This window comes from Streptomyces sp. SM18 (genome assembly GCF_002910775.2).
In the GTDB taxonomy this organism is placed as follows: domain Bacteria; phylum Actinomycetota; class Actinomycetes; order Streptomycetales; family Streptomycetaceae; genus Streptomyces; species Streptomyces halstedii.
On sequence record NZ_CP029342.1, the window covers coordinates 2,225,892 to 2,240,534 of the forward strand.

Genomic DNA, 14,643 nt, shown 5'->3' on the forward strand with positions numbered 1-14,643 from the left:
ACGGTGTCCGGATGAACTCGCCCCCCGACCCCACCGTGCTGCACCCGATGGCCGGCCAGCCGCGGGTGGTCCAGCTGAAGCCGCTGCTGACCTCGCCGCTGATCGAGGCCGGCGACTACTCGTACTACGACGACCCCGACCACGCGAGCGACTTCGAGACCCGCAACGTGCTGTACCACTACGGCCCGGAGCGGCTCGTCATCGGGAGGTTCTGCGCGCTGGCGACCGGTGTGCGCTTCCTCATGAACGGCGCCAACCACCGCATGGACGGCCCGTCCACCTTCCCGTTCCCCATGCTGGGCGGCGCCTGGGCCGACCACGCCGACCTGCTGAGCGACCTCCCGGCGCGGGGTGACACGGTGGTCGGCCACGACGTGTGGCTCGGCAACGGGGCGACCGTGATGCCGGGCGTACGGATCGGCAACGGCGCGATCGTCGCGGCCGGTTCGGTGGTCACCCGTGACGTGCCGGACTACGCCGTGGTCGGCGGCGATCCGGCCCGGCTGATCCGCCTCCGGTACGACGAGCCGGACATCGCCCGGCTGCTCGCGCTCGCCTGGTGGGACTGGCCCGCCGAGCACCTCACCGCGCATGTGCGCACGCTCATGGCGGGGAGCGTCGACGCGCTGGAGGCGGCCGCCCCGCAGCCCGGCTGAGCGGGGCGTACCGGCCGGGGCGCGTCGGCCCGGTCAGGCGGCGTCGGGCGGGCGTCCGGCGCGTACGAGCACCTCGCCCGCCTCCGTCCGGAAGTAGAGCACCGACCGGCCCGACCGCCGCCGCCCGGCCAGCCCCGCGTCGTGCAGAACCTTGAGGTGGCGGCCCACCGACCCGAGCCCCTGGCCGGTCAGCGCCACCAGCTGTGTCGTGCTCCTGGGGGTGTCGAGCAGGACGAGGACCCCGGCGCGGGCGGGCCCGAGCAGGCGGCCGAGGCTGTCGGGAACCGGCGGCCGCTCGGTGCCGGACAGGACGCCGGAACTGCTGTACACCACGGCGTACCGCCGCTCCTCCGCGTCCCAGGACACCCAGCCCTGACGGGGTGTGACGGGGACGAACACCAGGGAGGCACCGGTGAGTTCGCGTGGCGGGTAGGGGCGCGGGTTGACCTGGAGCCGACTGTCCCCGAGCCATCGCATGCCGGGGTTCATGGACTCCAGCACGGCCGCCCAGCCGCCCTGGCTCAGCCGTGCGGCCCGTGCCACGATGTCGGCCTCCATGATCCGGCGGCGGCGCGGCCAGTCGGGGCCGACGATCCGCTCCCACACCCACTCCAGCAGGTCCGCCGCCTTCTGTGGCAGGTCGGGGCGGCACAGCGGGGAGGGCAGCGGGCCGCCCCGGGACACCTCCAGGTCGGCGCGCGCCTGGTCGGGCGGTGTCCGCCGCACCAGGGCCAGGTCTTCGGCGAAGGTGCTGGTGCCGGTGGGGGTGGGCGTGAGGAAGTCCGCGTTCCAGAGGCCTCCCAGGCCGGTCGCCACGAGCTGCGCGGTGGCCGGGTCCCCGGCGAGCCGCTCCCGGTAGGCGGGCCGGTGCGTGTCGAACCACGCCCGCTCGGCGGGATGGGAGGCCGTGCCGCGCTCCAGGGCCTGGAGGGTCGCGGTCGTCTCGACCAGCTCGGACACCAGGAAGCGGCCGGCCGCGAGGGTGTCCGCGCCGACATGCCACCAGCCCATGGTTTCGCCTCCCCGCGAAACGGTAACGGCCCCGCGGCGGCCCGGCCAAGACTCCGGACATGCTCACCTACCGCGACGTGTTCCGGGTCCCGCGGTTCGGTCCCCTCTTCACGGCCGGCGCCCTCCAGGGGGCCGCCTCCACGACGAGCGGACTGGCCCTGGGCGTCCTGGTGTTCACCACGACCGGGTCGCCGCTGCTGTCCGCCCTGTCGATGTTCGGTTCCTCGCTGGCGCAACTGCTCGGCGCGACGCTGCTGATGTCGGCGGCGGACCGGCTGCCGCCGCGTGCCGCGCTGACCGGTTCGGCCCTCTTCTTCGGCGTCGGCACGGCGGTCCTGGCGCTCCCCGGTCTGCCGTTGCCGGTGCTGTTCGCCGTGCTCCTCGGGCAGGGCGCCGTCGCGGCGGTGGCCGGTGGGGTGCGGTACGGGCTGCTCACCGAGATCCTGCCCGAGGACGCCTATCTGCTGGGGCGTTCGCTCCTCAACATGTGCGCGGGGACCGCCCAGGTCGCCGGGTACGCCGTGGGCGGCGCCCTGGTGGCCATGCTGTCGCCGCGCGGCACGCTCCTGGTCGCGGCGGCCCTGTACCTGGCCGGCGCCCTCACCGTCCGGTACGGCCTGGCGCGCGTCCCGCCCCGGTCCGCCGGGCGGCCGTCGGTGGCCGCGACCTGGCGGACCAACGCTCTGCTCTGGTCGTCGGTGCCGCGCAGGCGGATCTACCTGGCGCTCTGGCTGCCCAACGGGCTGGTCGTCGGCTGCGAATCGCTGTTCGTCCCCTACGCCCCGGACCGGGCGGGGCCGCTGTTCGCCTGCGCGGCGCTCGGGATGCTGGCCGGGGACACCCTGGCGGGCCGCTTCCTCCCCGCCCGTCTCCGGGGCGGGGCCGCGTCCACCTGGCTGCTGCTGCTCCTCGCCGGGCCGTACCTCCTGTTCGCGCTGCGGCCGGGCCCGCCCCTGGCCCTCGCCCTGGCCGCCGTGGCCTCCACCGGATTCTCGGCGAGCCTGCTGCTCCAGGAGCGGCTGGTGGCGCTGACCCCACGCGCCATGACGGGTCAGGCGCTCGGCCTGCACTCCTCCGGGATGCTGACGACGCAGGGGGTGGCGGCCTCGGTCGCGGGTGCCGTGGCCCAGTGGGTACCGGCCGGGACGGCGATCGCCCTGATGGCGGGGGCCTCGATCGCGGTCACCCTGGCCCTCGCGCCGGGGCTGCGGCGTGACCGGGGACCGGCCGGGACCACACCGGCACCGGCCGACGGGCGCGCCTGAACCTCCGGGGCCGCCGCCCGGCCCCCGGCGCCGGGGTCACCCGCCGGGCGAAAACACGCCCTAGTCACCCCCGCCGCCGTCACCACCGCCGCCGGAGTCGCCGCCGTCGCCGCCTCCGCCGGAGTCCCCGCCGTCACCGCCGTCCGCGCCCCAGCCGTCGCCACCGCCGGGCTCGTTGTCGTCGCGGCCGCTGCCGAGGTTGCTGAACCAGGGGCGGTCCCAGTCCGTGTCGGGCGCGAGCGGTTCGCCGCCGCGCGTGTGCGCCGGGTACGGCACCGGGCGGAAGCGTGCCGTGCCGGTCGTGTCCCCCATCCCGAAGGTGACGGCGAAGACATGGGCCATGACCGCGTCCAGCGGGTCGGGGCTCTCGTACCGCACCGGGGCGAGCGGCGCCAGTACGGTGCCCGGCTCGCGGGCCGGCGCGGGGGGCGCGTGAGCAGGGCGACCCGCCGTTCGTCGCGCAGCAGCCAGGAACTCGTCGCGTTCTCCCGCCGCAGCACCCAGCGCGTGGTGGGCAGCCGCACCTCCACCGAACTCTTCGACTTGCGCAGCTTCTTGCTGAGTTCCAGCTCCGCGGTGGCCTCGCCCACGGTCACGTACAGGCCCTGGCCCGGCCCGGGGACGTCGCGCCGGAAGCCGTGCGGGGCCCGTATCCGTACGGCGGGGGCCTGCGGGCCCCACACGTCCACGCGTACCAGGCGGCGGTCCACGGCGACGGTGACCGGTCCGGCGGGCCCCGGCACGGATCTCCGCGCCATCCACAGCGGTACGCCCTCGGCCCCGGCCCGCGCCGCCAGCGCGGCCACCTGCTCGGGTCCCCCGCACCCGCGCACCGCCAACTCCCCCAGCGCGCGGGCGAACTCCGCCGCCCGGCGTGCCTTCACCGGGGTGGCGGTGCCCGTGACGCGGGTCACCGGCACGGTCCCGGCGGCCTCCGCCAGCCGGTCCAGCGGGCGTTCCGTCCCACCGCCGCCCAGCCAGCACCCGCGCAGGTACGCGTCGGCCATGGCGGCGAGGTTCAGCTCGCCCAGCGGTGTGACCCGGCCGCCTCTGCGGAGCAGCTCCTCGGTCAGCTCCACGGACTGCGCCAGCGGATTCCACGACCGCTCGCCATAGAGCACCTGGCTCATGAACACCCCCCATGTACAGCTGTACGGTTCAGCAGAGGGACACCCTCACACACGCCCGCCCGCGCACCGGGGCCGGGGGGGACGCCGTCTCGGGCGGATCAGGTGAGGGCCAGCTCCAGCAGGGGCAGCACACGGCCGGGGACCGACCCGGACGGGGTGGCGCCGACGCGTACCGCGCCCATCGCCGTGTAGAAGGGTTCGGCGTTCGGGTCGGCGTCGATGGTGAGCGTCCGGAAGCCCGACCGCCGGGCCAGCGCCGTCGTGTGGGTGAGGAGCAGCCTGCCCACGCCCTGCCCGATGGTGTCCGGTTCGACGAACATCATGCCCAGGGCGCCCCGGGGCGGCTCCCCGTCCAGCATGGTGAAGCCCAGAATCCTGCCGTCCCGCTCCGCCACCGCCGTACGACGGGCGGCCACCTCGTCGGGGGACACGAAGAGTTCGTCGCGGCAGGCGTCGATGAACTCCTCGTCGTACCCCCAGTGCGCCTTGGACCGCAGGGCCAGCGCGGTCAGCGCCGCCGCGTCCTCGGGCCGGCCCTCGCGTACGTGGGTCATCGGCGTCCTCCTCGTCCCGGCCGTGCCGCTCCGCACGAGACTAGACCCGAACGTCCCGCCGTCCACCGGGAATTCTCCCGGCTCACGCCCGGTCCGCCGAGGTCACCACGTCGGCGAAGCGGTGGGCGACCGTACGCCAGGTGACGGTGGCGGCCGGTTCGTCCTCCAGCGCGCGTCGGTACAGCACCTCGGGGGTGGGAGCGCCGTGTCCGGCCAGCCGGCCGGCGTCCCAGCGGCGGACGGTCCCGGCCGTCGTCTCCGGGTGGAACTGCACGCCCCAGGCCGAGGGGCCCACCCGGAAGGCCTGGTAGGGGCAGTCCTCGCCGCCGACCAGCCAGTGGGCGCCGGGCGGCAGCGCGGTGATGGCGTCGACGTGGTTCTCGATGGCCCGGGGCCTCGCGGGCAGCCCGTGGAAGAGCGGGTCGTCGGCCGCCTCGGGGCGCAGGTCGAGCCGGGTGGAGCCGAACTCGGGGGTGCCGTGCCGTCCGCGCACCTCGCCGCCCGCGACCTGGGCGAGCATCTGGCCGCCGAGGCAGATGCCGAACACCGGGGTCCGCGCGGCGAGGGCCTGGCGCACGAGCGCGCGGGTCGCGGGCAGCCAGGGCGCGCGGACGTCGTCGTCGGGCAGGTAGCCGCCGCCGAGGACGATGAGCGCGGGGTGCTCCAGGCGGTCAGGCAGTGCGGCGCCCTCGTGGGCCCGGACGACGTGGGCCGCGAGGCCGCGCTCCTCCAGCCAGCCCGTCCAGCGGCCGAGCCCTCCTCCGGGCCCGTGCTGGACCACCAGTGCCGTGGCCGTGGTGCTCGTGGCGCCCATCCCGCGTCCCTCACCGTCGTGTCCGTACGGGTCCCGCCCGCCTGACCGGCGTCCAGCCTACGCACGCGGCCCCGGCCCCGCCGGGCCTTCGCGGCCGGCCCCCACGGACACGGCCTAGGACCATCGGCTGATCACTTCGCCGCACTCCTCCTGCTAGCCTGCAATTGCGAAGGACTTGCAACAACAAACAGCCAGCAGTTGGAGGGTTCGCACCCATGGCCACCTACACGCTCCCGGAACTCCCGTACGACTACGCGGCGCTCGAACCGGTCATCAACCCGCAGATCATCGAGCTCCACCACGACAAGCACCACGCCGCGTACGTCAAGGGGGCGAACGACACCCTGGAGCAGCTGGAGGAAGCGCGCGACAAGGGGACCTGGGGGGCGATCAACGGCCTCCAGAAGAGCCTGGCCTTCCACCTCTCCGGCCACATCCTCCACTCGATCTACTGGCACAACATGAGCGGTGACGGCGGCGGCGAGCCCCTCGCGGCGGACGGTGTGGGCGACCTGGCGGACGCCATCGCCGACTCCTTCGGCTCCTACGCCGGTTTCAAGGCCCAGCTGACGAAGGCCGCGGCGACCACCCAGGGCTCGGGCTGGGGCGTCCTCGCGTACGAGCCGGTCAGCGGCAAGCTGATCGTCGAGCAGGTCTACGACCACCAGGGCAACATCGGCCAGGGCTCCGTGCCGATCCTGGTCTTCGACGCCTGGGAGCACGCCTTCTACCTCCAGTACAAGAACCAGAAGGTGGACTTCATCGAGGCGATGTGGCGCGTCGTCAACTGGCAGGACGTGGCGCAGCGGTACGCCGCCGCCAAGGAGCGCGCGGACGTGCTCCTGCTCGCCCCCTGACGGTTTCCTCAGACGTCCTGCCTCGTGATCGTCTTCTCCACCTTCACCCGGCAGGCGGAACACCGGAGAACCCCCGCGAGGACGTGACTCGCGGGGGTTCTCCCATGGGTGCACCGCGGCGGACCGCCGTGGACGCACCGGCCGACCGCCGTGCGCGGCCGGCCGGTCACCGTGCGTGTGCGTCAGTCGAAGACGGGTCCCCGCGTCCGGGTCCGCTTGATCTCGTAGAAGCCGGGGATCGAGGCCACCAGCAGGGTGCCGTCCCAGAGCTTCGCCGCCTCCTCGCCCTTGGGGGCGGGGGTGACGACCGGGCCGAAGAAGGCGATCTGCTCGCCGTCGGGGCCGGGGACCGCGATGACCGGGGTGCCGACGTCCTGGCCGACCTTGTCGATGCCCTCCTGGTGGGAGGCGCGCAGCTCGGTGTCGTAGGCGTCGGAGTCGGCGTACTCCAGCAGGTCGGCGGGGAGACCGGTGTCCGCCAGGGCGCCCGCGATCGCCTCGCGGGTGGGGCCCTCGCCCTTGTTGTGGAAGCGGGTGCCCATCGCCGTGTACAGCGGGCCGACGACCTCGTCGCCGTGCTTCTGCCGGGCGGCGACGACCACCCGGACCGGGCCCCAGGCCTGGGTCCGCATCATCTCCCGGTACTGCTCGGACAGGTCGTCCAGCCGGTCCTCGTTGAGGACGGCGAGGCTCATCACGTGCCACCGGACCTCGACGTCGCGGACCTTCTCCACCTCCAGCATCCAGCGGGAGGTCATCCAGGCCCAAGGACAGAGGGGGTCGAACCAGAAGTCGACCGGGGTCCTGCCGTTCGACGTGCTGTTCTCGGGCATGTCTCTCCTCATGAGCGGGGTTGTACCTGTGTGCGAAAACACCACCGGTGCCTCCCGCCATTCCCGTGCGCGGCCGTCCGGGGCCGCATGCGAGGATCAAAGCCGTTCGAATCGGGACCGACCGATGGCCGGGCGCCGCGGCACCGCCCCGGTCGCCGGTCGGTCCGAGACACAAAGGAGTGCTCCCGTGCCCGGTGAAAACCTGTCCCGCGACGAGGCCCGTCAGCGGGCCGAGCTGCTGACCGTCGACGGTTACGAGGTCGCCCTCGACCTGCGTTCCGCCGTCGGCGATCCCGACGGGGAGGCGGCCGGCCCGCGGACCTTCCGTTCGCTGACGACGATCCGCTTCCGGGCCGCCCGCGCGGGCGCCTCGACCTTCGCGGACCTGCTCGCCCCGTCGGTGGCCGAGGTGACGCTGAACGGGAAGACGCTGGACCCGGAGGCCGTCTTCGACGGCACCCGTATCGCGCTGGACGACCTCGCCGAGGGCGAGAACGTGCTGGTGGTCGACGCGCGTTGCGCGTACAGCCGGACCGGTGAGGGCATGCACCGCTTCGTGGACCCGGAGGACGGCGAGGTCTACCTCTACACCCAGTACGAACCGGCCGACGCCCGTCGCGTCTTCGCCAACTTCGAGCAGCCCGACCTCAAGGCCCCGTACCGCTTCGAGGTGACGGCGCCCGAGGGCTGGACGGTCCGTTCCAACGGCGCGGAGGAGTTCCACGAGGGCGAGGTGTGGCGGTTCGCGGAGACGCAGCCGATCTCCACGTACATCACGTCGGTCCTCGCGGGCCCGTACCACTGTGTGAGCGACCTCTACACCCGTACGTCCGACGACGGCTCGACGCTGGAGATCCCGCTCGGCGCGATGTGCCGCAAGGGTCTCGCGCGGTACTTCGACGCGGACGACGTCTTCCTGATCACCAAGCAGGGTCTGGACTTCTTCCACGACCACTTCGACTACCCGTACCCGTTCGGGAAGTACGACCAGGCGTTCGTGCCCGAGTACAACCTCGGCGCCATGGAGAACCCGGGCCTCGTCACCTTCCGTGAGGAGTACATCTACCGGTCCAAGGTCACCTCGGCCTCCTACGAGCGCCGTGCCAACGTCATCCTGCACGAGATGGCGCACATGTGGTTCGGTGACCTGGTCACCATGCGCTGGTGGGACGACCTGTGGCTGAAGGAGTCCTTCGCGGACTTCATGGGCTCGTATTCGATGGTGGAGGCGACCCGCTTCACCAACGGCTGGATCACCTTCGCCAACAACCGCAAGGCCTGGGCCTACCGCGCCGACCAGCTGCCCTCCACCCACCCGGTCACGGCCGACATCCGTGACCTGGAGGACGCCAAGCTGAACTTCGACGGGATCACGTACGCCAAGGGCGCCTCGGTGCTCAAGCAGCTGGTGGCGTACGTGGGCCGGGACGCGTTCCTGGAAGGCGCCCGCCGCTACTTCAAGCAGCACGCCTACGGCAACACCGAGCTGGGCGACCTGCTGTCGGTGCTGGCCGAGACGTCCGGCCGCGACATGACGGCCTGGTCCCGCTCCTGGCTCCAGACGGCGGGCGTCAACGTGCTGACCCCGGTGGTGACGTACGACGACGAGGGCCGCGTCGCGGAGCTGGCCGTCACCCAGGAGGCCGCCGCCTCGCACCCCGAGCTGCGCCCGCACCGGGTCGCGGTGGGCCTCTACCGGCTCTCCCCCGACGGCGCGCTGGAGCGGTACGCGCGGGCCGAGACGGACGTGGCCGGGGAGCGGACCGTGGTCACCGAGCTGGCCGGGGCCGAGAAGCCCGACCTGGTGCTGGTCAACGACGACGACCTGACGTACTGCAAGGTCCGCTTCGACGCGGGCTCGCTGGAGACCCTGCGCCGCCACCTCGGTGACATCGGCGACCCGCTCGCCCGCGCGCTGTGCTGGTCGGCGCTGTGGAACCTGACGCGGGACGCGCTGCTGCCCGCGCGGGACTTCGTCTCGCTGGTGCTGGCGCACGCCGGGCGGGAGAGTGACATCGGTGTCCTCCAGATGCTGCACGCCTGGGCCCAGTCCGCGCTGACCCACTACGCGGCTCCCGGATGGCGCGAGGAGGGCGGCCGGCTGCTGGCCGAGGGCGCGCTGCGGGAGCTGCGCCGGGCGGAGCCGGGCAGCCAGCACCAGCTGACGTGGGCCCGGTTCTTCGCGGCGGTGGCCACCTCGGGCGCCGACTTCCAGCTGCTGGGCGGCCTGCTGGACGGCTCGGCGGTGGTCGAGGGCCTGGAGGTCGACCAGGAGCTCCGGTGGGCCTTCCTGTCCCCGCTGGTCGCGCACGGCGTCGCCGACGAGGCTGCGGTCGACGCGGAACTGGCCCGCGACGACACGGCGTCCGGCAAGCGGCACCACGTGCGGTGCCTGGCCGCGCGCCCCTCGGCGGCGGTCAAGGCCCAGGCGTGGGCGTCGGTGGTGGAGTCGGACGAGCTGTCCAACGCGTTCGTCGAGGCGACCATCGCGGGCTTCGGGCAGCCCTCGCAGCGGGAGCTGCTGGCGCCGTACACCTCCGCGTACTTCGAGGCGATCGAGCGGGTGTGGGCCGAGCGCTCCATCCAGATCGCCATGGACGTGGTCAAGGGCCTGTTCCCGGGGCTCCAGGGCGACCCCGCGACGCTCACCGCGACGGACGCGTGGCTCACCTCGCACCCGGACGCGGCCCCGGCGCTGCGGCGTCTCGTCCTGGAGGCACGGGACGACCTGGCCCGTGCGCTGCGCGCCCAGGAGCGCGACGCGGCGTCCTGACACATCCGTGCGCGCCCCGTACACCTGTGCGGGGCGCGCGGTCGTGCGGACCCCGGCGGGCCGCCCGTTCCGGCCGTCGGGCTCCCGTATCAGTACGGCGTTGTCCTGGTACGTCGACGGACGTGTAACACCGGTCACCGTCCGGCGGGCCGGCGGGGAGCCTGCGGTGCATGAACCGGAACAGCCCGCTCTCCGCCCATCCCCTCCAGGACGTCCGCCACCGTGTGCGCTCGGCCGCGCAGTTACGGGCCTCGGGGGTGAGCGCCGCGCGGACCGCCGCCGCGTGCCTGCCCGGCGGTCCGTGGCAGCAGTTGCTCCCCGGCGTCTTCCTCCTCCACCCGCATCCGCCGACCGCGCGGGAGCGGGTGCACGGCGCCCTGCTGTACGCGGGCCGGCCGCCCGTGCAGGCGCGGCGGACCGTCCCCGCGCGGCCCGGCCCGGAGTACGGGGAGGCGATGGTGACGGGGCCCGCGGCGCTGGCCCTGCACGGCTTCACGTCCGTCCCTCCGCTGGACGCGCGGCACCGGATCGACGTGCTGGTGCCGCGTACCCGGCGGCTGCGCTCGACCGGGTTCGTCCAGGTGGTCCGGGCCTCGGTGCCGCCCCGGCCGGAGACCAGGCTCGGGACTCCGGTGGCCCCGGTGGAGCGGGCGCTGGCCGACACGGTGGCCTCGCTCACCGACGCCCCCGCCGTGCGGCGGCTGCTCACGGAGTCGGTCCGCGCCGGGTACTGCGAGCCGGCGTCGGTGGTCCGCGAACTGAGCGCGGCGAAGCTGCTGGGCCGGGCCCATGTGGTGGACGCGGTCGAGGAGTTGCTGGCCGAGGGCCGGGCCGTCGCGGAGGGCCGGCTCTACGCGATGGTGCGCCGCCACGGGCTGCCGGAGCCGTTGTGGAACGTGGACCTGTGCCTGCCCGGCGGGGCGGTGCTGGGCGGGGTGGACGCGTACTGGCCCGAGCGGGCGGTGGCCCTGGAGATCGTCACCCGCTCGCCCCGCCGGAGCGGCTCGGCCGGGCCCGCGGACCGGGAGCACCTGGAGCGGCTGGGGATCACGGTGGTCCGGGTGACACCGGGAAAGCTGCGCGGGGCGACGGCGCAGCAGGCGGTGGCGGTGCGTACGGCGATGTCGGCGGCCGAGGACCGTGAACCGGCCGTCTTGGTGGTGGCCCTGCCCAGGTGACCCGGGGGGCCCGGCTTTCGCCCTGTTCGTCCCGTGTGACGCATCGGCACCCGTGGCGGATCTACGCCATGTGCATGTCTAACGGCCTTCAAGTCTCCACAAACCCCTGTCATTTACGAAAGGCTGAGCGGTCATCCGGTACCGAATTCCGGACTCTCTCTTTCACTTACAGGGATGCTGATGACCAAGGAATCCCCCAGCTCCATACCCGGGGCCAGACGCGCGGCGCGGATCGCGGCCGCAGCGGGACTGGCGGCCGCCCTGGCCGCCACCGGCGCCGCCCCGGTCTTCGCCGCGGACGACCCGGCCACCGCCCCCGTCAAACCCGCCGCCACCGGCGACCCGGGCGACAAGCTCGGTGGGGCCGACGCCGAACTGCTGGCGAAGGCCCAGGCCAAGGGCGAGAAGAACATCACGATGATGGTCGCCACCACACCGGGTGCGACCCAGCAGGTCGTCAAGCAGCTGGACGGCGTCAAGGGCTCCGTGCTGGGCCAGACGTACGACAAGCTCGGTTACGTCCGGGCGACCGTGCCGACCTCGACGGCCGAGGCCACCATCAAGGCGACGCAGAAGCTGTCGAGCGTCCACGGCATCGATCTCAAGCAGGAGATCAAGCTGGACGACCCGACCCCGAAGGCCGACCAGGTCGCGGGGGCCAAGCAGCTGAAGGCGACCGGCAGTTACCCTGCGCCGGGCAAGAACACCCCGGCGAAGAACCCGTACAACCCGTCCTTCGAGACGGGCGCCGTCGACTTCGTGAAGAAGAACCCGAAGGCCGACGGCCGCGGCATCACCATCGGGATCCTGGACTCCGGTGTGGACGTCGCCCACCCCGCGCTCCAGAAGACCACCACCGGCGAGCGCAAGATCGTCGACTGGGTCACCGCCACCGACCCGGTCAGTGACGGCGACGGCACCTGGCTGCGGATGAGCACCACGGTGACCGGTCCGACGTTCACCGCCGGGGGCCGCACCTACAAGGCGCCCAAGGGCACCTACAAGATGCAGCTCTTCGCCGAGGCCGCCACCAAGGGCGGCGACATGGCCGGGGACCTCAACCGGGACGGCGACACCACCGACGTGTGGGCCGTGCTGTACGACCCGGTCAAGGGCACCGTCCGCGTCGACCTCGACAACGACGCGGACTTCACGAACGACGTCGTGATGAAGCCGTACAAGGACGGCCACCAGATCGGCTACTTCGGCAAGGACAACCCGAAGACCGAGGTCGCCGAGCGCATCCCGTTCGTCGTCGAGACCCGCCAGAACGTCGTCTACAACGCGGCGGGCGACAAGGCCGACTACGTCAACATCGGCGTCATCGAGAGCGAGCACGGCACGCACGTCGCGGGCATCACCGCGGCCAACAGCCTGTTCGGCGGCAAGATGAACGGCGCCGCGCCCGGCGCCAAGATCGTCTCCTCGCGCGCCTGCACCTGGTCCGGCGGCTGCACCAACATCGCGCTGACCGAGGGCATGATCGACCTCGTCGTCAACCGCGGCGTGGACGTCGTCAACATGTCGATCGGCGGTCTGCCGCCGCTCAACGACGGCAACAACGCCCGCGCCGAGCTCTACAAGCGGCTCATCGACATCTACGGCGTCCAGCTGGTCATCTCGGCCGGCAACGACGGCCCGGGTGTGAACACCATCGGTGACCCCGGTCTCGCCGACCACGTCATCTCGGTGGGCGCGTCCATCTCCAAGGAGACCTGGGCGGCCAACTACGGCTCGAACGTCACCAAGAAGTACGACATGCTGCCCTTCTCCTCGCGCGGTCCGCGTGAGGACGGCGGCTTCGCGCCGATCCTGACCGCCCCGGGTGCCGCGATCAACACCACCCAGACCTGGCTGCCCGGCGGCCCGGTCAAGGAGGCGGGCTACTCCCTGCCGGCCGGCTACTCGATGCTCCAGGGCACCTCGATGTCCTCGCCGCAGGCCGCCGGCGCCACCGCGCTGCTGCTGTCCGCCGCCAAGCAGAAGAACATCGAGCTGCCCCCGGCCGATCTGCGCACCGCGCTGACCAGCACCGCCTCGCACATCGACGGCGTGCCCGCGCACGCCCAGGGTGCCGGTCTGATCGACATCGTCGCCGCCTGGAAGCAGATCTCCCAGAAGGGCTCCCCGGCGCACGAGTACACGGTGAAGGCCCCGGTCGACACCGCGATCGACTTCGCGCTGAAGACCCCGGGCTTCGGCACCGGCCTGTACGACCGCGAGGGCGGCCTCAAGACCGGCCAGAAGAAGACGTACGACGTCGTCATCACCCGCACCACGGGCCCCGACAAGGACGTCAAGCACAAGCTGTCGTGGAAGAACGACGACGGCACGTTCAAGCTGACCGGCAAGAAGAACGTCTCGCTGCCGCTGGGCAAGCCGGTCACCGTCCAGGTGCAGGCGAAGGCCAAGAGCGCGGGCGTGCACAGCGCGATCCTCCAGGTCGACGACAAGAAGACCAGCGGGATCGACCACCAGATCCTCACCACGGTCGTCGTCGCCAACGACCTGGTGAAGCCCGGTTACGCGTTCAAGGCGTCCGGCTCGGTGCAGCGCAACGGCACCACGTCGTACTTCCTGAACGTCCCGGAGGGCGCCAAGACCCTTGAGGTCGCCCTGAGCGCCCTGCGTTCGGGCAGCCAGACCCGGTTCATCTCCCTCCACCCCTACGGGGTCCCGGTGGAGAACAGCTCCACGGTCAACTGCTACCCGAACTACGAGAACCCGGCCAACACCTGCCGCCCGGACGTGCGCTCCTACGAGGACCCGCAGCCCGGCGTCTGGGAGGTCGAGGTCGAGGCGCGCCGTACGTCGCCGCTGCTGGACAACCCGTACAAGCTGGACGTCTCGCTGCTGGGCGCCTCCTTCGACCCGGCGGTGCGCACGCTCCCCGAGGCGAAGATCGGCACCCCGGCCGCGGTGGACTGGACGGTCACCAACAACGCCGGTGACCTGGAGGGCACGCTGAAGGGCGGCTCGCTGGGCTCGGCCGACGTCGATCGTCCGTCGATCTCCACCGGTGACGAGTACACCCGTACGGTCACCATCGGTGCGGGCGTCGAGAAGCTGGACATCACCATCGGCAACACGGCCGACGCCAACGCCGACCTCGACCTGTACGTGTTCAAGGGCGACACCCAGGTCGGCGCCTCGACGACGGCGGGCTCGGAGGAGACGGTGAGCCTGGCCAAGCCGGCCGCCGGCACCTACACCGTGCTCGTCCACGGTTACTCGGTCTCCACCGGGACCACCGACTACGACTACCGCGACGTGTACTACTCCGCGTCGCTCGGTCAGATCACGGTGGACGAGTCGAAGGCCGTGAAGCTGGCCAACGGCGCGTCCGCCCAGGTCGGCGCCGAGGTCGTGGTCGCCGGAGCGGCTCCCGAGGGCCGGCAGTTCTTCGGCGAGGTCAAGCTGGTGAACGCCCGGGGCACCGCCGCGGGCACCGGCAGCGTCGTGATCGAGAAGGTCACGCCGTAGCGGCACACCGCTGACCGTGTGATCCCCGCGACACACCGCGGCTGTGGGGCGGGCGCCCGCAAGGGCTCCCGCCCCACAGTCCTGTCCGC

12 protein-coding genes are annotated in these 14,643 nt (G+C 72.7%); 7 read left to right on the forward strand and 5 right to left on the reverse strand.

The window, feature by feature from the left end:
- Nucleotides 1–11 precede the first annotated feature (11 nt).
- The gene (locus B9S64_RS09950) at nt 12–656 is read left to right on the forward strand and encodes a CatB-related O-acetyltransferase (RefSeq protein ID WP_103491225.1); all 645 of its coding nucleotides are present in this window, start codon (nt 12–14) and stop codon (nt 654–656) included.
- Between the two features lie 33 nt (nt 657–689).
- On the opposite strand, the gene B9S64_RS09955 is transcribed toward B9S64_RS09950, so the two are convergent.
- Nucleotides 690–1,667, reverse strand: coding sequence for a helix-turn-helix transcriptional regulator (locus tag B9S64_RS09955; protein WP_103491224.1), 978 nt, complete (start codon nt 1,665–1,667; stop codon nt 690–692).
- Between the two features lie 59 nt (nt 1,668–1,726).
- On the opposite strand from B9S64_RS09955, the gene B9S64_RS09960 reads away from it, so the two are divergent.
- Nucleotides 1,727–2,932: an MFS transporter gene (locus tag B9S64_RS09960; protein ID WP_181012282.1), complete on the forward strand. Its 1,206-nt coding sequence runs from the start codon at nt 1,727–1,729 to the stop codon at nt 2,930–2,932.
- A 60-nt stretch (nt 2,933–2,992) separates the two neighbouring features.
- On the opposite strand, the gene B9S64_RS34955 is transcribed toward B9S64_RS09960, so the two are convergent.
- Nucleotides 2,993–3,310 (reverse strand): hypothetical protein, encoded by a 318-nt coding sequence (locus tag B9S64_RS34955; RefSeq protein ID WP_181012281.1) that lies wholly within the window; start codon nt 3,308–3,310, stop codon nt 2,993–2,995.
- Between the two features lie 54 nt (nt 3,311–3,364).
- On the opposite strand from B9S64_RS34955, the gene B9S64_RS34960 reads away from it, so the two are divergent.
- A complete protein-coding gene (locus tag B9S64_RS34960; protein WP_181012280.1) occupies nt 3,365–4,048 on the forward strand; it encodes a hypothetical protein in 684 nt (227 codons plus the stop codon).
- 112 nt (nt 4,049–4,160) lie between these two features.
- On the opposite strand, the gene B9S64_RS09970 is transcribed toward B9S64_RS34960, so the two are convergent.
- Together B9S64_RS09970 and B9S64_RS09975 are read right to left on the reverse strand one after the other, a co-directional pair.
- Nucleotides 4,161–4,616, reverse strand: a complete 456-nt coding sequence (locus B9S64_RS09970) for a GNAT family N-acetyltransferase (RefSeq protein ID WP_103491222.1) — start codon at nt 4,614–4,616, stop codon at nt 4,161–4,163.
- A gap of 82 nt (nt 4,617–4,698) precedes the next feature.
- Nucleotides 4,699–5,430: a type 1 glutamine amidotransferase gene (locus B9S64_RS09975; RefSeq protein ID WP_103491221.1), complete on the reverse strand. Its 732-nt coding sequence runs from the start codon at nt 5,428–5,430 to the stop codon at nt 4,699–4,701.
- Nucleotides 5,431–5,645: 215 nt separating this feature from the next.
- Here B9S64_RS09975 and B9S64_RS09980 point away from each other — a divergent pair, with 215 nt between their 5' ends.
- Complete coding sequence (locus B9S64_RS09980) at nt 5,646–6,287, forward strand: superoxide dismutase (protein WP_028439697.1); 642 nt, start codon at nt 5,646–5,648, stop codon at nt 6,285–6,287.
- A gap of 182 nt (nt 6,288–6,469) precedes the next feature.
- Here the strand turns inward: B9S64_RS09980 and B9S64_RS09985 are convergent, their stop codons facing one another.
- A complete protein-coding gene (locus B9S64_RS09985; protein WP_103491220.1) occupies nt 6,470–7,120 on the reverse strand; it encodes a DsbA family protein in 651 nt (216 codons plus the stop codon).
- 187 nt (nt 7,121–7,307) lie between these two features.
- Between B9S64_RS09985 and pepN the strand changes: the two genes are divergently transcribed.
- The 3 genes from pepN to B9S64_RS10000 all read left to right on the forward strand — a co-directional run bounded on the left by pepN (nt 7,308) and on the right by B9S64_RS10000 (nt 14,554).
- Nucleotides 7,308–9,893 carry an aminopeptidase N gene (pepN, locus tag B9S64_RS09990; RefSeq protein ID WP_103491219.1) on the forward strand — a complete coding sequence of 862 codons (2,586 nt, stop codon included), beginning with the start codon at nt 7,308–7,310 and terminating at the stop codon, nt 9,891–9,893.
- A 170-nt stretch (nt 9,894–10,063) separates the two neighbouring features.
- On the forward strand, nt 10,064–11,071 hold the full coding sequence (locus B9S64_RS09995; RefSeq protein ID WP_103491218.1) for a hypothetical protein: 1,008 nt from the start codon (nt 10,064–10,066) through the stop codon (nt 11,069–11,071).
- 174 nt (nt 11,072–11,245) lie between these two features.
- On the forward strand, nt 11,246–14,554 hold the full coding sequence (locus tag B9S64_RS10000; RefSeq protein ID WP_181012279.1) for a S8 family serine peptidase: 3,309 nt from the start codon (nt 11,246–11,248) through the stop codon (nt 14,552–14,554).
- Nucleotides 14,555–14,643 lie beyond the last annotated feature (89 nt).